This is a genomic window from Streptomyces sp. NBC_01571 (genome assembly GCF_026339875.1).
In the GTDB taxonomy this organism is placed as follows: domain Bacteria; phylum Actinomycetota; class Actinomycetes; order Streptomycetales; family Streptomycetaceae; genus Streptomyces.
This window is the reverse complement of the sequence record NZ_JAPEPZ010000001.1, coordinates 7,742,814-7,762,055: the sequence shown is the minus strand read 5'-3', so window position 1 is coordinate 7,762,055 and position 19,242 is coordinate 7,742,814. Positions and strand designations below refer to the sequence as shown.

15 protein-coding genes and 1 pseudogene are annotated in these 19,242 nt (G+C 74.3%); 7 read left to right on the top strand and 9 right to left on the bottom strand.

The genetic code is table 11. From position 1 onward, the window contains the following. Window positions 1-70: 70 nt before the first annotated feature. Complete coding sequence (locus tag OHB41_RS34955) at window positions 71-733, bottom strand: pyridoxamine 5'-phosphate oxidase family protein (RefSeq protein ID WP_266702687.1); 663 nt, start codon at window positions 731-733, stop codon at window positions 71-73. Between the two features lie 144 nt (window positions 734-877). Further along, complete coding sequence (locus OHB41_RS34950) at window positions 878-1,885, bottom strand: hydroxyacid dehydrogenase (protein ID WP_266702685.1); 1,008 nt, start codon at window positions 1,883-1,885, stop codon at window positions 878-880. 179 nt (window positions 1,886-2,064) lie between these two features. Here OHB41_RS34950 and OHB41_RS34945 point away from each other — a divergent pair, with 179 nt between their 5' ends. The 3 genes from OHB41_RS34945 (at window position 2,065) to OHB41_RS34935 (ending at window position 7,819) form a co-directional block, all read left to right on the top strand. Beyond that, window positions 2,065-3,315 (top strand): FAD-binding protein, encoded by a 1,251-nt coding sequence (locus OHB41_RS34945; RefSeq protein WP_266702683.1) that lies wholly within the window; start codon window positions 2,065-2,067, stop codon window positions 3,313-3,315. Between the two features lie 153 nt (window positions 3,316-3,468). Continuing rightward, window positions 3,469-4,707 (top strand): ROK family transcriptional regulator, encoded by a 1,239-nt coding sequence (locus OHB41_RS34940; RefSeq protein ID WP_266702681.1) that lies wholly within the window; start codon window positions 3,469-3,471, stop codon window positions 4,705-4,707. 199 nt (window positions 4,708-4,906) lie between these two features. Beyond that, entirely contained in the window at window positions 4,907-7,819 is a 2,913-nt protein-coding gene (locus tag OHB41_RS34935; RefSeq protein ID WP_266702679.1) for a glycoside hydrolase family 2 TIM barrel-domain containing protein, read from the top strand. Between the two features lie 67 nt (window positions 7,820-7,886). Here OHB41_RS34935 and OHB41_RS34930 read toward each other — a convergent pair whose 3' ends face one another. Continuing rightward, window positions 7,887-8,750: an NmrA family NAD(P)-binding protein gene (locus OHB41_RS34930; RefSeq protein WP_266702677.1), complete on the bottom strand. Its 864-nt coding sequence runs from the start codon at window positions 8,748-8,750 to the stop codon at window positions 7,887-7,889. Between the two features lie 90 nt (window positions 8,751-8,840). Here OHB41_RS34930 and OHB41_RS34925 point away from each other — a divergent pair, with 90 nt between their 5' ends. After that, a complete protein-coding gene (locus tag OHB41_RS34925) occupies window positions 8,841-9,551 on the top strand; it encodes a TetR/AcrR family transcriptional regulator (protein ID WP_266702675.1) in 711 nt (236 codons plus the stop codon). Window positions 9,552-9,774: 223 nt separating this feature from the next. Beyond that, entirely contained in the window at window positions 9,775-10,572 is a 798-nt protein-coding gene (locus tag OHB41_RS34920; RefSeq protein ID WP_266702673.1) for an alpha/beta fold hydrolase, read from the top strand. Here OHB41_RS34920 and OHB41_RS34915 read toward each other — a convergent pair. Beyond that, a complete protein-coding gene (locus tag OHB41_RS34915; RefSeq protein WP_266706364.1) occupies window positions 10,569-11,354 on the bottom strand; it encodes an isocitrate lyase/PEP mutase family protein in 786 nt (261 codons plus the stop codon). The two genes, OHB41_RS34920 and OHB41_RS34915, sit on opposite strands and share 4 nt — an antisense overlap. A 163-nt stretch (window positions 11,355-11,517) precedes the next feature. Continuing rightward, complete coding sequence (locus OHB41_RS34910; protein ID WP_266702671.1) at window positions 11,518-13,353, bottom strand: DUF2264 domain-containing protein; 1,836 nt, start codon at window positions 13,351-13,353, stop codon at window positions 11,518-11,520. 123 nt (window positions 13,354-13,476) lie between these two features. On the opposite strand from OHB41_RS34910, the gene mmuM reads away from it, so the two are divergent. Next, window positions 13,477-14,421 (top strand): homocysteine S-methyltransferase, encoded by a 945-nt coding sequence (gene mmuM, locus OHB41_RS34905; RefSeq protein WP_266702669.1) that lies wholly within the window; start codon window positions 13,477-13,479, stop codon window positions 14,419-14,421. Window positions 14,422-14,548: 127 nt separating this feature from the next. Here mmuM and OHB41_RS34900 read toward each other — a convergent pair whose 3' ends face one another. Next, complete coding sequence (locus OHB41_RS34900; protein WP_266702667.1) at window positions 14,549-16,171, bottom strand: carboxylesterase/lipase family protein; 1,623 nt, start codon at window positions 16,169-16,171, stop codon at window positions 14,549-14,551. A 141-nt stretch (window positions 16,172-16,312) separates the two neighbouring features. Then, the gene (locus OHB41_RS34895; protein ID WP_266702660.1) at window positions 16,313-17,017 is read right to left on the bottom strand and encodes a ThuA domain-containing protein; all 705 of its coding nucleotides are present in this window, start codon (window positions 17,015-17,017) and stop codon (window positions 16,313-16,315) included. An 89-nt stretch (window positions 17,018-17,106) separates the two neighbouring features. Between OHB41_RS34895 and OHB41_RS34890 the strand changes: the two genes are divergently transcribed. After that, window positions 17,107-17,508, top strand: coding sequence for a VOC family protein (locus OHB41_RS34890; protein ID WP_266702658.1), 402 nt, complete (start codon window positions 17,107-17,109; stop codon window positions 17,506-17,508). 40 nt (window positions 17,509-17,548) lie between these two features. On the opposite strand, the gene OHB41_RS34885 is transcribed toward OHB41_RS34890, so the two are convergent. Then, entirely contained in the window at window positions 17,549-18,241 is a 693-nt protein-coding gene (locus OHB41_RS34885) for a helix-turn-helix domain-containing protein (protein WP_266702656.1), read from the bottom strand. 10 nt (window positions 18,242-18,251) lie between these two features. Then, a pseudogene (locus OHB41_RS34880) lies at window positions 18,252-19,186 on the bottom strand (AraC family transcriptional regulator). Between the last annotated feature and the right edge of the window lie 56 nt (window positions 19,187-19,242).

The following is a 19,242-nucleotide window of genomic DNA, read 5'->3' as shown; positions in this document are numbered from 1 at the left end:
CGTTCTCCTCGCTCCCGGCTCGTGCCGAGCCCTGTGGCTCGACTCCTCACGGTATGCCCCTGCCCGCGCGTCAGCCGTGCCGGGTCCCCTCGCGTCGCGCGATGTGCGCGGGCGGGACCAGCCCGGGCGGCAGCAGGGGGTCGGCCTCGGGTGCGCCCCAGACCGCCGTGAGCGGCAGCGTCCCGGCCCAGAGCCCGAGCGCCGAGTCCGGGCCGTCCCCGTCGTCCGGGGCGCCCGTACGGATCTTCACGGAGGCCTCTTCCAGGGAGAGGGCGAGGAGGGTGGTCGCGGCCAGTTCCCTGCGGCTGGGGCGACGGGCGTAGGCCCACTGGCCCGGCGTGGCGTGCTCGGTGAGCCGGCGCAGTCCTTCCGTCTTCTCCGCCGGGTCGGTCACCTTCCGCGGTACGCCGTGGATCATGGCGCTCCGGTAGTTCACCCCGTGCTCGAAGACGGACCGCGCCAGGACGAGCCCGTCGACGTGCGTGACGGTCACGCAGACCGGCGCCCCCGCCGCCAGGCTGCGGCTGGCGACCGACCCGTGCACGTACAACGACTCCTCGTCCCGCCCGTAGACCGTCGGTACGACCACCGGCCTGCCCTCGACGACCACTCCCAGATGGCAGACGAATCCCGCGTCCAGGATGGCGTGGAGCTCGCCCCTGTCCAGGGAGCCCTGCTCGCGCAGGCGGCGGTGGCGGGTGAGGTCGGTCTCGGGGAGCGGATGGTGGACCATGAGGAGAATGCTACCGATAGCGCAGAGCTTCGGCTAACGATCGACGAAATCAGTAATCCTGAACGTCACTGTCGACGGAATCCGTCGCGACCTACGAGCGCTCCCGGCGCCCGCGGGGAACACCTCACCGACGCCACGCCCCCGTCACGCCATCCTCCCGAGTTCCCGTTCGTCCACCCGGAACTCCGGCGCCCGGCCGGAGACCAGCCGCTCGGCCTCCCCGACCACCACCAGGCCGAGCCGGGCGAGTTCGTTGCCCTGGGAGCCCGCGAGGTGCGGGGTGACGAAGGCGTTCGGAAGGTCGTAGAGCGGGGAGTCCGCCGGGAGCGGCTCGGGCTCGGTCACGTCGAGAATCGCCGCGATCCGTCCCGCCCGCAGCTCTTCGGCCAGCGCGTCGTGGTCGACGAGGGAGCCACGCGCGGTGTTGATGAGCACCGATCCGTCGGGCATCAGGGCGAGTTCGCGGCGTCCGATCAGATGCCGGGTCTCGGCGGTCTGCGGCGCGTGCACGCTGACGATGTCGCTGCCGCCGAGCAGAGCGTCGAGCGGCAGCAGCGCGACCCCGAGCGCGGCGGCCCCGGCCTCGTCGACGTACGGGTCGGCCAGGCTCACCCGCAGATCGAAGGGCCGCAGCAGTTCGATGAGGCGGCGCCCGGTGCGCGAGGCCCCGATGACGCCGACGCGGCGGCCGAGGTTGCCGATGCCGGGGAGGACCCCCTGATGAGGAAAGACCCGTTCGGCGCGCAGGCGGTCCCGGTGGGTGAAGACGTCCTTGCCCGCGAGCAGGATCATGGCGAGCGTGTACTCGGCGACGGGCAGCGCGTTGGCCCCGGCCGCCGACGACACGACGAGCCCGCGCTCCCACACCGCGGGCGTGACGAAACCCTTCACGGAGCCCGCGGCATGCAGCACCGCACGCAGTTTCGGCGCCGCTTCCAGCGCGGCCGCGTCCAGCGGCGGGCATCCCCAGCCGCTGATCAGGATCTCGGTCCCGGCCAGCGCCTCGCGGACGGCGGGCCGGGTGAAGTCCTCGGCGACCAGGGCGGGATCGATGTCGACGAGGTCCCGCAGCCGGGCCAGTACGCCGGGCGGGAAGATCCGCGGCACGTTCTCCGCGGTCATGGCGAACATCGCGACGGGGCGCTCGGACAAGGAGTCGGCCTTCCGGCTCGGCGGCCTCGGGGGAAAGCGTTCTCTACGTTAGGCGGCGCCCCATGAGAGGGTCAATGGACGGGCCGGTGGGACGCCCGGGGCGACGAGGTAGTTTCCAGCAGTGGCCACCGCGCACCGCACGGCCACGAACGGCGACTTCCCGGGGAAGGACGACAGGGATGACCAAGCCCCTGACCAACTGGGCCGGCAACATCACGTACACGACCGAGGAGCTGCACCGGCCGCAGTCGCTCGACGCGCTGGCCGCCCTGGTCGCGAAGAGCGCCCGGGTGCGGGTGCTGGGCAGCGGGCACTCCTTCAACGAGATCGCCGACCCGGGCCAGGACGGCGTCCTGCTCTCGCTGTCCGCGCTGCCCCCGGTCGTGGACGTCGACACGACGGCCCGTACGGTCCGGGTCGCGGGCGGCGTCCGGTACGCGGAGCTGGCGCGCCGGGTCCACGAGCACGGGCTCGCCCTGCACAACATGGCCTCGCTGCCGCACATCTCGGTGGCGGGGTCCGTGGCGACCGGCACGCACGGCTCGGGCACCGGCAACGGTTCGCTCGCCTCGGCCGTCCGCGAGGTGGAGCTGATCACGGCCGACGGTTCGGCCCTGACGATCGGCCGCGGGGACGCGGGCTTCGACGGGGCGGTGACCTCGCTCGGCGCGCTCGGCGTCGTCACCGCGCTCACCCTCGACCTGGAGCCGGACTTCGAGGTGAGCCAGCACGTGTTCACCGAACTCCCCGAGGACGGGCTGGACTTCGAGACGGTGGCGGCGACTGCGTACAGCGTGAGTCTGTTCACCGACTGGGGACGGCCGGGCTTCCGGCAGGCGTGGCTCAAGCGGCGCACCGACCAGCCGCTCCCGGACTTCCCGTGGGGGACGCCGGCCACCGAGGCGATGCACCCGGTGCCGGGCATGCCCGCCGGGAACTGCACCGCGCAGTTCGGCGTCCCCGGCCCGTGGCACGAGCGACTCCCGCATTTCCGGGCGGAGTTCACCCCGAGCAGCGGATCCGAGCTGCAGTCCGAGTACCTGCTGCCGCGCCCGGACGCGGCGGACGCGCTGCGCGCGCTCGACCTGATCCGCGGGAACATCGCTCCGCTGCTGCAGATCTGCGAGGTGCGCACGGTCGCCGCCGACCGGCAGTGGCTGAGCCCCGCCTACGGACGGGACACCGTGGCCCTGCACTTCACCTGGGTCGAGGACACCGCGGCCGTACTGCCGGTGGTACGGCGGGTCGAGGCGGCGCTGGAGCCGTTCGATCCGCGGCCGCACTGGGGCAAGGTGTTCACCGTGCCGTCGGACGTGCTGCGCGGGCGCTATCCGCGACTGGACGACTTCCGGGAGCTGGCCCGCGCGACGGACCCGGCGCGCAAGTTCGCCAACGCCTTCGTCTCGGACTTTCTCCACCCCCTTTCCTAACCCCTTGTCGAACGTCCTTCCCCGGCCGTAGCCTTGCCCCGCGCCGGGGCCCGCGGGTCCCGTCCCGGGCCCCGGTCCGCACCGCACGTCACGCGTCGGCGACGACCGCCCGGGACCCCGCTCGTGGTTCGGAGGACCGAGGTGGCAAGGCCCGTGAAGCGCACGTCACGCGACATCCGCACCGCGAACCGCTACGAGGTGCTGCGGCAGATCATCGCCGAGTCCCCCACCTCCCGCCAGGAGTTGGCAGCGGCCACCGGGCTCAGCCTGGCCACGGTCGCCACGCTCGTCGGCGAGCTGCTCGACCTCGGGATGCTGACCGAGGTCGGGTTCGAGGACTCCGCGGGGGGCCGCCCCCGGGGCCTGGTGGCGGTCGACGCGTCGGGGGGCGCGCTGATCGGCGTCGACATCGCGGAGACCTACGTCCGCGTGGAGCTGTTCGACCTCGCGCTGAACGTGCTCGCCCGCGCCGCCGAGGACATGCGCCCCGGCGAGAGCCGCCCGGAGCGGATCGTCGGGCATGTCGTCACGGCCGTGGACGCGGTGGTCGCCCAGGCCGGTCCCGGGGGCGTGCGCGTCCTCGGCGTCGGAGTGAGCGTGCCGGGTCAGGTGGACCGTGACACCGGGGTCTCCGAGTACGCCCCGAACTGGGACTGGCACGACGTACCGCTGCTCGACCTGCTCTCCGAGCACCTCGCGTACCCGCTCCACCTCGACAATCCCCTCCGCGCCTGCACGGTCGCCGAGTTGTGGTTCGGCGCGGCCCGGGGGCGCGGGGACGCGGTCGTGGTCAATCTCGGGACCGGGGTCGGTGCCGGACTCGCGCTCGGCGGCGGGCTGCACCGCGGGGTCAGCAACAGCGCGGGCGAGTGGGGTCATACGACGCTGGTCCTGGACGGACGGCCCTGTCACTGCGGCAATCACGGCTGCGTGGAGACGTATGTCGGGGCGCCCGGCATCATGCTCAACCTGCGGGAGGCGAGCCCGGACAGTCCGCTGCTGCGTCCCGGGGACCAGACCGCCACGATCGACGCGCTCGCGCGCGCCGTCGCCGCCGGCGATCCGGTGGCCGTCAAGGTCGTCCGGGAGACGGCCCGTTACCTCGGCGCGGGCATCGCGGTCCTCGTCAACCTGCTGAACCCGGAAGTCGTGGTACTCAGCAGCTGGGTCGCCGCCGCACTCGGTGAGCCGCTGCTGCACGAGGTGCGTGCGGCCGTCGCCCGGCACGCCCTGAAGCGGCCGCTGGCCGCCACCGGAATCGTCCTCTCCCCCGTTCCCGGCGACCCGGTCTGTCTGGGCGCCGCCGCCTTCGCCCTGGAAGGAGCCCTCGACGCGGTGGGACACAGACCCGTGCACGGCAGAACCGCCGTACGCCGCTCCGCCCCCGCGTAAAGCCGTTCCGCATCACCCTCATGACGCCGGAAGGGAGGCTCCCGCCGCACCGCCCCACCCGTCCGGCCCCTGGTGTCCGCGATATCCGCGACATCCGTGTCATCGATGCCATCCGGGTCATCCGGGTGTGCCTGCGCTCTCGGCACCGGCCGGCGCGGGGCCCGCGCGGACCGGCATCCAGGGCTGAACCAGGAGACTCATGTCCTTCCCCACCTCGCCCAGGCTCCCGGCCGCCCCCGGCCCGGAGGAACCTCCGTCCGCCATCGACTACGTCGAGGACGTCTCACCCGGCGGCGAAGCACTCCCGCCGCGTGCCCGGTACGCGTCCTCGGACGCCATGTCTCTTTCCCTGAACGGCAGTTGGCGCTTCCGCCTGTCCCCCACCGCCGACGCGCAGGACGACTCCTTCGCGGCGGTGGGCCACGACGCCGGAGACTGGGACCGGGTGTCCGTGCCCGGCCACTGGGTGCTGCAGGGGCACGGCGCGCCGATCTACACCAACCACCGCTACCCGTTCCCGGTCGACCCGCCGCACGTGCCGACCGAGAACCCGACCGGTGACCATCTGCACACCTTCGACCTGCCGTCCGACTGGCCCTCCGACGGCGGGGCGGCGCTGCGCTTCGACGGAGTCGAGTCCTGCGCCCGGGTCTGGCTGAACGGCACCTACGTCGGGGAGTTCAAGGGCTCACGGCTGCCGCACGAGTTCGCGGTGGGCCAACTGCTGAAACCCACGGGCAATGTGCTGGCCGTCCGGGTCCACCAGTGGTCGGCGGGCTCGTACCTGGAGGACCAGGACCAGTGGTGGCTGCCCGGCATCTTCCGTGACGTCACGCTGCTGCACCGTCCGGCGGGCGGGGTGCTCGACTTCTTCGTGCACGCCTCGTACGACCACGCCACCGGCGCCGGGACCCTGCGCGTCGACTCCGACGTGGACGGGCGGGTCACCGTGGCCGCCCTCGGCATCGATGTCGCGACGGGCGAGTCCGCGACCGTGCCGGTCCAGCCGTGGACCGCCGAGACACCGCGGTTGTACGACGGGGTCCTGGCGACCCCGGGCGAGCGCGTCCCGCTGCGGATCGGCTTCCGCACGGTGGCCCTGGAGGACGGCCTGATCAGGGTCAACGGCAGGGCGGTCCTCTTCAAGGGCGTCAACCGGCACGAATGGCATCCGGAGCGGGGCCGGGCCCTGGACCTGGAGACCATGCGCGCGGACGTGCTGCTCATGAAGCGGCACAACATCAACGCCGTCCGCACCTCGCACTACCCGCCCCACCCCGCCTTCCTCGACCTGTGCGACGAGTTGGGCCTGTGGGTGATCGACGAGTGCGACCTGGAGACCCACGGTTTCGCCGCACAGGCCTGGCGCGGCAACCCGGTGGACGACGACCGCTGGACCCCGGCCCTGCTGGACCGCGCGGCCCGCATGGTCGAGCGGGACAAGAACCACCCCTCCGTCGTCGTCTGGTCGCTCGGCAACGAGGCGGGCACCGGGCGTGGGCTCACCGCGATGGCCGAGTGGATCCGTGGCCGGGACCGTTCGCGGCTCATCCACTACGAGGGCGACCACGACTGCCATGACACGGACGTGTACTCACGGATGTACACCGTCCACGACGAGGTCGAGCGGATCGGCCGGGGTGAGGACGGCGGCCCGCACAAGCGGCGTGGACTTCCCTTCGTTCTCTGCGAGTACGGCCACGCCATGGGCAACGGACCCGGCGGGATGGCCGACTACCAGCGCCTGTTCACCTCCCACGAACGCCTCCAGGGCGGCTTCGTCTGGGAGTGGATCGACCACGGCGTCAAGGACGAGCGGTACGGGTTCGCGTACGGCGGCGACTTCGGCGAGGAACTGCACGACGGGAACTTCGTCTGCGACGGGCTGCTCTTCCCGGACCGGACGCCGTCGCCCGGACTGGTCGAGTACAAGAAGGTGATCGAGCCGGTCCGGATCGACGGCCGCGGCGCGGACGGGACCGTACGGATCACCAACGCCCAGGACTTCGCGGACCTCTCCGCGCTGGCCTTCGTGTGGTCGTTCCAGGTCGACGGCGAGACCGTCGGGGCGGGCCCGCTCGCGGTGCCCGCCCTGGCCCCGGGTGAGTCGGCCGTGGTGAAGCTGCCGGAACGGCCCGACGGCGGCGGGGCCGGGGGCGCCGAGACGGGATGGACCGTACGGGCGCTGCTGGCGGCGGACACCGCGTGGGGGCCGAAGGACCACGAGGTGGCCTGGACCCAGGTCCCGGTCGCCGCGCGCGCACCGCTCGCCCTGACCGCCGGTGCGGGTCCGGTTCGCGGCGACGGCCTGATCACCCTGGGCCCGGCCGCCTTCGACTCCCGTACGGGTGCGCTGCGTTCGATCGGCAGGGTCGGGGTCAGCGGGCTGCGTCTGGACGTGTGGCGTGCGCCGACCGACAACGACGACGGTGCCGCCTGGCAGGCGGATCCGCGCCTCGGCCCGCTCTGGCGGAAGCTGGGCCTGCACCGGATGCGGCACCGTCTGGAGGCGGTGGAGCCGGCCGACGACGCGCTGACCGTACGGACCCGGGTGGCTCCCGCGGCGGCGGAGGTGGCCCTGCGTACGGCGTACCGGTGGACGTCCGACGGGACCCGGCTGCGGCTGACCGTGTCCGTGGCTCCGGAGGGCGACTGGACGCTTCCGCTGCCCCGGCTCGGGATCCGGCTGGGGCTCGCGGGCACGGCCGACCTGGTGAGGTGGTTCGGCGGCGGCCCCGGCGAGGGCTACCCGGATACCAAGTCGGCTTCACTCGTGGCTCGTTGGGAGTCCACGGTCGACGAGCTCCAGACGCCGTACGTCCGTCCGCAGGAGAACGGCGCCCGCGCCGACGTCCGCTGGGCGGAGATCGGCGGACTGCGGGTCGACGGCGAGCCGGAGTTCTGGTTCACGGCGCGCCGCTGGACGTCGGAGCAGCTCGACGCCGCCGGGCACCTCACGGATCTGTCGGCGGGCGACACGGTGTGGCTCAACCTCGACCACGGCCAGCAGGGCATCGGCTCCCAGTCGTGCGGCCCCGGTGTACTGCCCCGGTACCAACTGCGGGCCGCCCCGGCGGAATTCACCTTCATCTTCTCGGAGACACATGGCTGACCCCCGCACGGGGGCCGCGGCAGGACGGTCGGGGCGGGCCTCGGCACGCCCGCGGACCGGGCCGACGTCAGCGGGTCCCTGCGAGCGCCGGCTTCAGGACGTCGGCCAGGGAGGTCGTGGGCCGCCCGAGAAGACGGCCGAGCGTGGGGTCGGCGGGCGCGAACCCGCCCTGGCGGCTCGCGGCGAACAGGCCCACGAGCAGGTCGGCCGTCGGCTCGGGGAGCCCGTGGGCGATCAGGCCCGCGCGGTAGTCGGCGTCGGAGACGACGATCCGGCGGACCGGGCGGCCCGTCAGCCGTGAGGCGATCTCCGCGACACCGGCCATGTCGAGCGCCTCGGGGCCGGTGAGCGCGGGCGTCACCCCCTCGAGGTCCTCCCCGGTGAGCGCGAGCGCCGCCGCCTCGGCGAGGTCGGCGTGGGCGGTCCAGGCGACCGGTCCGTCCTCCGGCGCGACCAGTTCTCCCGTCCGCGCCGCCGCGCCGAGCAGCATCACGGCCGACGTGGCGTAGAAGCCGTTGCGCAGCGCGGTGAAGGCGACTCCGCAGTCCCGCAGGGCAGCCTCGGTGGCGGCGTGGTCGGGCATCGGCGGGAAGGGTGAGGACGGGTTCGCGCCCATGTGGCTCGTGTAGAGGACGTGCCCGGCGCCGGCCGCCACCGCGGCCTCGACGGCCGTGCGGTGGTGGTGGACGGCCGTCTCGCCGGTGGCGTCCGTCGACACGACGAGGACCTTGGCGGCGCCCTCGAAGGCGTGGGCCAGGCTCGCGGGGTCGGCGAAGTCGCCGCGGCGGACGCGTACACCCCGGTCCAGGAAACCGCGCGCCCGCTCCGGGTCGCGCACGCTGACGCCGATCCGCCGGGCGGGTACGCGCTCCAGCAGCTGTTCGACGACCGCCCGGCCGAGTGCGCCGCCGGCTCCGGTGACGATGATCATGATGACCCCTCCATTGTTTCCATTGATAACAACATGACCGTATCACCGGAACCAGAGGAGTGCTAACGCGATTCTGTTATCGTCGGAAACATGGAGAACGTCGACGTCACGACCCCGGACGGGCACCGCGAACGCATCGTCACGGCCGCCGCCCGGCTGCTGGCCGAGGGCGGGCCCGAGGCGGTCTCGACCAGGGCGGTGAGTGCGGCGGCCGGGGTGCAGCCGCCGACCATCTACCGGCTCTTCGGCGACAAGGAGGGCCTGCTCGACGCGGTCGTGGCGCACGGCTTCACGGCCTACCTGACCAGCAAGACCGCACGGGAACCCACCGACGATCCGGTCGAGGACCTGCGCGCCGGCTGGGACCTGCACGTGGGCCTCGGCCTGTCCAACCCGGCCCTGTACACGCTGATGTACGGCCGCTACCGTCCCGGCACGTCCTCGCCCGCTGCCGTCGCCGCCTTCGCGGTGCTGGCCCGGCACATCCGGCGCGTCGCCGAGGCGGGCCGGCTGGCCATCCCCGAGGACCGCGCCGCCGCCCTCGTCCACGCGGCCGGCTCCGGCACGACACTGACGCTCATCGCCACCCCAGAGGACCGCCGCGACCCGGCACTGTCCCGCACCGCCCGCGAGGCGGTCATCGCCGCGATCACCACGGACGCTCCCGCCACGGCGGCCCGGGGCCCCGTCACGGCCGCCGTCACCCTGCGTGCCGTACTCCCCCGGACCGACGCCCTGACCGCCCCGGAACGCGGCCTCATGGAGGCCTGGCTCGACCGCATCGCCGACGCGGCCGACTGACCCCGGTCCCAGGAGCGGCCGGAGTTCGGCGCCGGGGACCTTGCTGCCCGCGTCCAGCACGAAACGGCCGCCGGCCGGTACGGGGCCGCCCGCAGCCCCCTCGAGCCCGCCCTCGTCGCGGCCTCGGCCACCCCCCGCCGCACGGTCGGCACCACCTACGGCATGCTCGGCGCGTACGGGCTGTCCGAGCCCGGTCCCTGCGACACCACGGAGGATGACTTCCATGCCTGATCGCCGATCTCATCACGACGTGCGAGGCAGCGGGCCCGTACTGCTGGTCGTTCCGGGCGGGGCCGGTCACCCCATGGGACTGGAGGGCGCCACCGAGCGCCTCGCCGAACGGTTCACCGTGGTGACGTTCGACCCGCTCGGGCTGTCCCTCGGCCCGCTCGACGACCCGGTCGGCGAGCAGCGCGTGGAGGTGTGGAGCGACCACGCCCACCGCCTCCTCGACTCGCTGCTTCCCGACGGCGAGAGCGCGTACGTGTTCGGCAGCAGCTCCGGCGGCATCGTCGCCCTGGATCTGCTGGCCCGGCATCCGCGGCGGCTGCGGCACGTGGTCGCCCACGAGCCGCCCAGCCTGGCCGTGCTGCCCGACGCCGTGGAACAGCGGGCGATGATCGTCGAGGTGGACGAGGTCGGCCGCGCACAGGGCCTCGGCGCCGCGATGTCCCGTCTCCAGGCCGGACTTGTGGGCCGGGGGTGGGACGGCCCGCCCGCGTCGGTGCCCGAGGTGGACCCGAACACCCCGATGGGCGTCTTCCTCACCCGTGTGCTGGGGCCGTTCACCTCCCACACCCCCGACCTGGCCGCGCTGAGGACCCGGTCCGACCGGCTCACCCTCGGCGCCGGACACGACTCACGGGGCCAGCTCCCGTACCGGACGGCCGCCTTGCTCGCCGAACTCAGCGGCGGCGGCTTCGCCGAGTTCCCCGGCGGTCACATCGGCGTCATCGAGCACCCCGTCCCGTTCGCGGACCGGCTCACGGCCCTGCTCACCGGGGCGGCCGGGGACGACTAGCCGTTCCCACCGGGCCGGTCGGGACCTCTCCGGCCGAACGCCTGCACCTCGTCGTACGTCGGCGCCGTGCCCTGGGCGGGCCGGCCCGCCCGGACGTCCCCCACGGCGTCGAGGACCGCGCCCAGCGCCCGCCGGTAGAGGAACGAGCCGAGACTGACCCTGCGTACGCCGAGGTCGGCGAGGTGCGCGACGGACGGCCCGGAGGGCGAGTAGAGGATGTTGAGCGGCACGTCGAGGCTCTTCACGAGGGCGGCGATCCGGGTGGGGTCGGTCAGGCCGGGGACGAACACGCAGTCGGCGCGGGCCTGTTGGTAGAGGTCGAGCCGACGGAGCGTCTCGCGTTCGTCCGTGCCGTCGCCCAGCCAGTGGGTGTCGGTGCGGGCGTTGACGAAGAGGCCGGGGACGGCGGCCCGTACCGCCGCGATCTTCGCCGCGTGCGGCTCGGCGGGACCGAGCCCGTCCTCCAGGTTGACACCGACGGCCCCCGCGGCGGCCAGTTCACGTGCCAGCCCGGCCACCTCGTCGGGGTCCTGTCCGAAGCCGTCCTCGGCGTCCACGGACAGCAGATACGGGCCCGTGCCGAGCTGCCGGGCCAGGCGCACCGTCAGGTCCCGGGTCGCCGCGGCGCCGTCCGGCAGCCCGGCGGAGGCCGCCACACCGAGGCTCGTCGTGCCGATCGCCTCGAAGCCTTCTGCGGCGAGGAGGGCGGCGGAGGCGTGGTCCCAGGCGTTGGGCAGCAGCAGCGGGGCGCCGGCGTGGTGGAGCGCGGCGAAGCGGCTCACGCGGGAGGTGGGGCGCCGGGCGCCTGCCGTGGGATGTGCCGGTCCCTCGGTGCGCGGGGCCGAGGGACGGGACGGGCGCTCCTGGTCGGCGTTCATGTCCCCCACGCTAACGGCACGGCCCTTCGGCGCCGGCCGAACCGTGTGCGCCGGCGCGAAGGAGCGGTCACCGGGGCGCCACCGACCACGACGACGCCGTGGCACGCCCGTCCGCGGCGCTGAAGCGGAACCGTGCCGACGGACCGGAGGTCCAGCTCACGCTCAGGTCGTACGTCCCTTCCACCGTCACGGACACCAGCTCGGCGAGGGGCCGGGGATCCGGTTCGGCGGTGAGGCGGGCGAGAGCGACGAAGAGAGTCGCTCCGTCCCCCACTGCACCGGATCCCACCGCACCGGCCCCGTCCAGAAGGCCGTGCAGGGAGAGGAGTTCGGACCGCGCTGCGGATCCCTGCGGCCAGCCCGTCACGCGTACCGGTGTCCCGGGAGCCGCTCCCGCCACCAGGTGCGCCCGCACCTCGACCGCGCCGTGCGCGAGGACGAGGCTGGTGACCCGGGCGCCGTCCGCGGCCGTGTGCCGGGACGCCGCCCAGCCGCTCCCGGTACCCAGCGGCTCGATGTGCGTACGGCTCGGGTCACCGCCGACGATCACGCTGTTGTCGCAGCGGGCGCTGTCGCCGGCCCGGGCACCCTCGTCGCCGCCGACGCCGGAGTCGGCCGGGTGGCCGGAGACGTTCGGGTCGCCGGAGTCGGTCGGCGCCGAGGGCCGCGTCACCGTCGAGTAGGCGAGCCGCGTGTAGTACGGGTCGTAGCGGACGTCCTCGCTGCCGTGGTTGTGGAGGCGGACCAGACCGTCCGAAGCGGTCGTCTGGAGCAGCCAGTTGGGCGGGCCGACGGAGGTGACCGCGTCGGTGCGGTCCGTCGGGCCTGGCTCCTCGCGGGCCGTCCACACCTCGTGGTCGGGCGGCAGGAGCAGGCCCACGAACCCCTTGCTCGCCCAGTACGGGGACGCGGGGCCCGAATAGCCCTGCAGGACCGACTCGTCGGGGCCGTGCCAGCCGAGGGTGAGCAGCCCCCGGCCGTCGACCGCGCCCCGGTCGAGGAAGTGGCGCAGGGCGCCGGACGCCAGGCGCCGGGTCTCTCCCGGCGCGAGGGGCGTACGTCCCGTCAGGGCGCCCAGCCACAGCGGCGCGGCGGTCGCGAACCGGTAGGTCAGGGAGCGGCCCTGGTGCACCGGGGCACCGTCGGCACCGAACAGCCGGGCGTAGTCCTGGAGATGACGCGCCAGCCGGCCGCCGTACAGGTCGAGCAGCCGCTCGTCGCCGGCCAGCCGGGCGTGCAGCACCGGATACAGGTGCATCGCCCAGCCGTTGTAGTAGTCGAAGGCGCGGCCGGGGCCGTCGCTGTACCAGCCGTCGCCGAGGTACCACTGCTCGATGCGGTCCAGGCCGCGGTCGACGGCGGCGCGCGCGGCCTCCGGCTCGTGATCGATCTCCGCCAGGAACCCGCCCACCGTCACCGGGAACAACTCCCAGTTGCAGGGCCAGGGTTCGGCGGTCAGCGCGTCGCCGAGCCATCCCGCGGCGCGCTGCCGCACGGCGTCGTCCAGACGGTCCCACAGCAGCGGCCGGGTCAGCCGCAGGGCCAGGGCGACGGACGCGGCCTCGACGAGCGGCTGACTGCGGTCCCGGACCCGCGGCCAGACGCCGGCCGTTCCGGCGGCGAGGCCGTCCGCGTAGCGTTCCAGGACCTTCTCGTCGCGGCGGAAGGCGGCCAGGAGCAGGGTGCGGGCGTAGCCCTCCAGACCGTCGGAGAGCCTGCCGGACCAGCTCGTGCGGTCCGCGGGCAGATGGTAGAGCGCGCCGTCGGCGGTGGCGTACGGGGCGACCGCCGCGAGCAGGGAGTCGGCGGCCGCCTCCCAGTGGGCTCGCGTGCAGCCGGTGTAGGGGCTGAGGGCGCGGTCCTCGGGGAGTGCGAGGAACGACGGCGGTGAAAGGGGCGGCATCGGCGGACTTCCTTTCTGTGCCGTGTGAGCTGTTCCGCGGGAACCCCGAAAAGGTAGAGGCGGGGTACGGGGAGGTCAACGGGGCCCGCGGGGGCCGCCCCGCGCATCGACTAGCGTCGTGACATGACCAGTGACGCCTCCCGCAGCGACCGACCCCCCACCCTCGCCGGCGCGCTCGCGTCGGGAACGGTCGTCCTGGACGGCGGGATGTCCAACCAGCTCGAGTCCGCCGGACACGAACTGAGCGACGAGCTGTGGTCGGCGCGGCTGCTCGCCGAGCGGCCGGAGGCGATCACCGAGGCCCATCTCGCCTACTTCGAGGCGGGCGCGGACGTGGCGATCACCTCCAGCTACCAGGCCACCTTCGAGGGCTTCGCGCGGCGCGGCATCCCGCACGACCGGGCGGCCGGGCTGCTGCGGCTCAGCGTCGGATCGGCGCGCGAGGCGGCCCGGCGCGCGCGGGCGAAGGGCGTCACGAGGCCCCTGTGGGTGGCCGCGTCGGCCGGGCCGTACGGGGCGATGCTCGCGGACGGCTCGGAGTACCGGGGCCGGTACGGGCTGAGCGTGGCCGAGCTGGAGCGCTTCCACCGCCCGCGCCTGGAGGTGCTGGCGGCCGCCGCGCCCGACGTGCTGGCTCTGGAGACCGTGCCGGACACCGACGAGGCCCGGGCGCTGCTGCGGGCGGTGCGCGGGCTCGGGGTACCGGCGTGGCTGTCGTACAGCGTCGCCGGTGGCCGGACCCGGGCCGGGCAGCCGCTGGAGGAGGCCTTCGCCGTGGCCGCCGACGCGCACGAGATCATCGCGGTCGGCGTGAACTGCTGCGCGCCCGAGGACGTGGACGACGCGGTCGCGACGGCGGCGCGGGTGACCGGCAAGCCCGTCGTGGTCTATCCGAACAGCGGTGAGGTGTGGGACGCGGGGGCCCGTGCGTGGAGCGGACACTCGACGTTCACCGCCGAGCAGGTGACCGGCTGGCGGCGGGGCGGGGCCCGCCTGATCGGCGGTTGCTGCCGGGTCGGCCCCGGTGCGATCACCACGATCAGGGAGTCACTCGCGTCCGGACGGTGACGTCCGCACCGCGGGCCCCGGGCGGACGAGGGAGTCCCCCGTGTCCGCCGCCGCGCGTGAAGGCCCGCGCGGGCGACCCCGCCGGCAGGCGGCCGGATCTCTTCCCCGGACCCGGGGGTGGCCGGCGTCAGGGCCGAGGGGTGCCGCCGGAGCGACGGAAACGGCGTACGGCGGACAGCGGAGCGACAGCACGTACGGGCGAACCGGCGCGAGGGAGCGACGCGGGTGTGGCCTCCGGACCGCCGAACGGACCACGGGCGCTCGCGGGCTTGCTCAACTCTGCTTTCCACAGGGCGATTTCACGGTCGCGTGGGCCTTGGACGGTGTGCGGTTCCCCCGCGCCGAACATCCGCACCGGATGGGTGGTGTCCCAGGCCTGCCAGCCGGGGTCGCCCTCGACCGCGAACCGCACCCAGGCCGCGTGCATCGCGTCGGCGAGTTCCTGCGGGGCACCCTCGCCGGCGAGCATCGCCGCCTCGGGCACCTCGGCGGTGTCGAAGACGAAGCCGAGCTCCAGGGCGTGGCAGGCGCCGAGACGGGGCACGTTCGAGGGCCAGGCGAACTCGAAGACGTACGAGCGGGAGTGCCCGCAGCGGGCGTCCGCGAGCCGGTGCAGCGGGACCCTCAGGAGGTGGTCGGTGACCATCTGGCCGACGAGCTCTGCGGTGCTCGCCGCCGGGTGGGTCGCGCGGTAGCCGCGCGGCACCTCGTGGCCGCAGCGGCAGCGGGCCATGGCACCGGCGACGGCGACAGCACCGAGCCGGTCGACGCGTTCCAGCAGGCCGCCGGGGACCAGCCAGAGCCGGTACTCCTCACTCGTCCAGCCGAGCAGCAGGTCGACGCCGGGGGCGGCGCCCTCCAGGAGCGCCTCCAGCGGGTCGCGCGGGACCAGGTCGCCGTCGACGACGATGCCGAACGAGGGCCCGCCGAGCACAGGGCTGCTGAGCCGGCTCACCTCGGCCTGCGTACGCAGCAGCAGGCCGCGGTCGACGGCGGCCAGCGCGTCGGCCGTCGCCGGGACCTTCAGCCGGGCGGCCATCCTGCGGACCATCCGGCGCACCTTGTCCCGGTCGGCCGTCTCCGGCGGCCCGCTCTGCAGCACGGCCCGCTGGAAGAGTCCCCGGGCACGCGGCGCGGCCAGCAGCGCCCCGATGCTGATGGCGCCCGCCGACTCCCCGAAGACGGTCACCCGGTCGGGGTCGCCGCCGAAGCCCGCGATCGACGCGCGCACCCACTCCAGTGCGGCGAGCTGGTCGCGCAGGCCGGGGTTGGCCGGCCGGTCCGGGAAGAGGCCGTAACCCTCCACTCCGAGGCGGTAGTTGAGGGAGACCAGGACGACTCCGTCCCGGGCGAAGGCGCGGCCGTCGTAGACGGGCACGGCCGACGAACCACGGGTCAGCGCCCCACCGTGGATCCACACCAGCACGGGGAGCCGGGCGCCCGGGCCCGGTTCCGGTGTCCACACGTTCAGGTTGAGGCAGTCGTCGCCGGGCACGACGGGATCGGAGAGCAGCCGTGCGAACGCCTCCGAGTACGGCGGTTTGGGCGGTGTGGGGCCGAAGGCGCCAGCGTCGCGCACCCCGTCCCAGGGCTCGGGGGGCACGGGGGGCCGGAAGCGGCGCGGGCCGAACGGCGGGGCCGCGTACGGGATGCCGCGGAAGACGGCGATCTCGTTCTCGTACCTGCCGCGCACCGCTCCGTACGGGGTGGTGACCACCGGATCCGTCCGCCGTACCGCGTCCGCCGCCATCCGACCACCAGCTCCTCGCCGCTCGCACACCCTTCCCGGCAGAGCATCACCTCACTTCCGGCCGATCCCGTGGAGGCCGCCGTCCGGCGTACGTCCCCAGGTCCCCGAACGGCGCACACGGCGCGGCATCCCCGGCACGCGTCAGCACGCGCCGGCGTCCGACCGGCCGGACCCCGACGGGACCGGATCGGCCGGGCCGCGGGCCGCCCAGGTGATGCCGCCGAGCAGGTGCGTACGGAAGTCGGGGTCGTCGTAGGCCTGCGCGGTGTGGCCGAGCGCGGTGTAGAAGACCCGGCCCGCGCCCTGCTCGCGGCACCACACCAGCGGGTGGTCGTCGCCCATGCCGCCGCCCTCGTACGAGGACTCGTCGGCGTGGACGAGCACGCGCGCCGAACCGTCCGGCCCGGGGCGGAAGTCGTACCACTCGTCGGTGAACTCCCAGACCGGCGGGAGGTGTCGCGTCGCCGGATGCGCGCGGTCCCCGACGAGGGCCCGGCCCGGCTGGAGGTCGGGGTGCCGGTCGAAGCGCGCGCCGAGCAGTTCGCCGTAGTACGGCCAGTCGTACTCGGTGCAGGCGGCCGCGTGCACACCGACGAACCCGCCGCCGCCCTCGACGTACGCCGCGAGCCGGATCCGGCCCGCCGGTGTCAGCACGTCGCCGCTGGTGGAGAGGAAGACCACGGCTGCGTACGCGTCGAGCGGTCGTTCGAAGAGGCCGGGGTCCTCGGTGGCGACGACGTCGAACCCGTGTGCGTCGCCGAGGGAGCGTACGGCGGCCACGGCGGCCGGGATGGAGTCGTGCCGGTAGGCGGTGGTGCGGGTGTGGACGAGCACGCGGTGGGTCATGGCGGTGAGCCTATTGTGCCCCGACCCGGCGTCCCGGACCGTCCGATTCCTTCAAGACCCGCCCCCCGCCGGCCGCCTACCGTGACCCCATGACTCCACGATTCGATCTGATCGGCCTGGTCGCCTCCGACATGGCCGCCACGCTCGCCTTCTACCGCCGCCTCGGTCTCGTCTTCCCCGAGGGGGCCGAGGACCAGCCGCATGCCGAGGCCGGACTGCCCGGCGGTCTGCGGCTGGCGATCGACACCGAGGAGACGATCCGGTCGTTCCACCCGGGGTGGCGTCCGGCGGCCTCCGGGGGCGGCCGGACGTCGCTCGCATTCCTCTGCGACAGCCCGGCGGAGGTCGACGCCGTGTACGAGGATCTGGTGGGCGCCGGCCACCACGGCGAGCTCAAGCCCTGGGACGCCGTCTGGGGCATGCGGTACGCGGTCGTGCACGACCCGGACGGCAACGGCGTGGACCTGTTCGCACGGCTCCCGGAGAACTAGGGCGTGTCGCGGCGGGCGGCGTTCGCCCGTTCAGGGGCTCTCAGGAGCGCGCGAGCAGTTCGCCCAGCGGCATGCCCGCCAACTCCTTGACGTCCCGGGCCAGATGCGGCTGGTCGGCGAAGCCGGACCGGGCGGCGACCTCCGCGAACGGGACACCGTCCCACGCGAGGGCGAGGGCCCGCTGCAGTCTCAGGACCCGGGTCAGCGTCCTGGGTCCGTAGCCGAAGGCCGTCAGGGAGCGGCGGTGCAACTGGCGTGTGCTCAGGCCCAGCCGGACGGCCGTGGCCGCCGCCGACCGCCCGGCGCCCAGGGCGGCCACGATCTCCCGCAGCAGCGGATCGGGGGGTCCGGTGCCCGCCGCCCGGTCCAGCGCCACCTCTTCGAGCGCGGCGACGGGGTCGGCCGCCGCGTCGATCCGCGCGGTCAGGCGCCGTACCTCCGCTGCGGGCCACAGATCGGCCAGGTCCACCCGCAGGTCGCGGAGTTCGTCCGCGGGGGCTCCGAGGAGGGAGGGCGCCGTACCGGGGAAGAACCGGACCCCCGCCCAGTCGGCGGGCGCGCCACCGGGAACGTACGCGCGGGTGTCGGGACCGGCGACGAGCAGCCGGCCCTCGGTCCACAGCAGGTCCATGCAGCCGTCCGGGAGCACGGGCCGTACGGCCTCGGCGGGCGTGGACACGGCGCGGCTCCACACGACCGCGCCGGGCAACCGGGACGCACGCTCCACGTACACGGTTGCCACGCTACGCCGCCCGGGTCCGGTGCTCCTGCGGGCTGATCCCGTACACCCTCTTGAAGGCGCTGGACAGGGCGAACGCGCTGCCGTACCCGACCCGGCGGGCGATCGATTCGAGGGTGTCGTCCGTCTCGCGCAGCCGGTCGGCGGCCAGGGCGAGGCGCCGGCCGGTGAGGTACGTCATCGGGGGCTCGCCCACGAGTTCGCCGAAGCGGCGGGCCAGCGCGGCCCGCGAGACCCCGGCCCTCGCGGCGAGCGCGGCCACCGTCCAGGGGTGCGCCGGGTCGTCCTGGAGGAGCCGCAGCACCCGTCCGACGACGGGGTCCGCGAGCGCCCGGTACCAGGCCGGGGCCGCCGCCTGCGGACGGGAGAACCAGGCGCGCAGCGCGGCGCTCATCAGCAGGTCGAGCAGCCGGTCGAGGACGACCTCCTGGCCCGGCTCGTCGCGCGCCATCTCCTCGGCGAGGACCGGCGTGAGCGGGCAATCCCACATGTCCTGGGTGAGGGAGAGCAGGGGCGGCAGGGCGTCGAGCAGCCTGCCGCTGATCTCGCCCCGCATCTAGGCGTCCCGATCAGCAGCACCGTGGAGCCGTCGGGGCGCTCGCCCCAGCTGCGTACACCGAGGTCCCAGTGGCCCTGGTGCGAGCGTCCGTCGGGGTAGGTGCACTCCCCGCCCGGCAGGATCACCGCCTGCGGGTCCGTTCCGGGGTCGTCGGCGCAGGTGTACGGGTCCGGGCCGCGGGCGATGGCGAGGTCGCCCGCGCGCAGCAGGAGCCGCTCCCCCTCGGCCGGCGTGATCCAGGCCAGGCCGCGGACCACGAGCATGATCGTCAGGGGGGCGCGGTCCTCGACGCGCACGCACCAGGGCGGGTCGAAGGCCGCCCGGATCATGAAGGCCCCGCGCGCCCGGGGGCCCTCCAACAGGCCGGCGAGTGCGTCCATGGCGTCAGCGTAGACCGCCCCGGCGCGCCCTCGTGGACGCCCGCTTATGGGAATGA

Bases quoted from the DNA above. Each gene is read 5' to 3' on its own strand.
- OHB41_RS34955 (WP_266702687.1), bottom strand. From the start codon at position 733: ATGGTCCACCATCCGCTCCCCGAGACCGACCTCACCCGCCACCGCCGC.
- OHB41_RS34945 (WP_266702683.1), top strand. From the start codon at position 2,065: ATGACCAAGCCCCTGACCAACTGGGCCGGCAACATCACGTACACGACC.
- OHB41_RS34935 (WP_266702679.1), top strand. From the start codon at position 4,907: ATGTCCTTCCCCACCTCGCCCAGGCTCCCGGCCGCCCCCGGCCCGGAG.
- OHB41_RS34930 (WP_266702677.1), bottom strand. From the start codon at position 8,750: ATGATCATCGTCACCGGAGCCGGCGGCGCACTCGGCCGGGCGGTCGTC.
- OHB41_RS34925 (WP_266702675.1), top strand. From the start codon at position 8,841: ATGGAGAACGTCGACGTCACGACCCCGGACGGGCACCGCGAACGCATC.
- OHB41_RS34920 (WP_266702673.1), top strand. From the start codon at position 9,775: ATGCCTGATCGCCGATCTCATCACGACGTGCGAGGCAGCGGGCCCGTA.
- OHB41_RS34910 (WP_266702671.1), bottom strand. From the start codon at position 13,353: ATGCCGCCCCTTTCACCGCCGTCGTTCCTCGCACTCCCCGAGGACCGC.
- mmuM (WP_266702669.1), top strand. From the start codon at position 13,477: ATGACCAGTGACGCCTCCCGCAGCGACCGACCCCCCACCCTCGCCGGC.
- OHB41_RS34900 (WP_266702667.1), bottom strand. From the start codon at position 16,171: ATGGCGGCGGACGCGGTACGGCGGACGGATCCGGTGGTCACCACCCCG.
- OHB41_RS34895 (WP_266702660.1), bottom strand. From the start codon at position 17,017: ATGACCCACCGCGTGCTCGTCCACACCCGCACCACCGCCTACCGGCAC.
- OHB41_RS34890 (WP_266702658.1), top strand. From the start codon at position 17,107: ATGACTCCACGATTCGATCTGATCGGCCTGGTCGCCTCCGACATGGCC.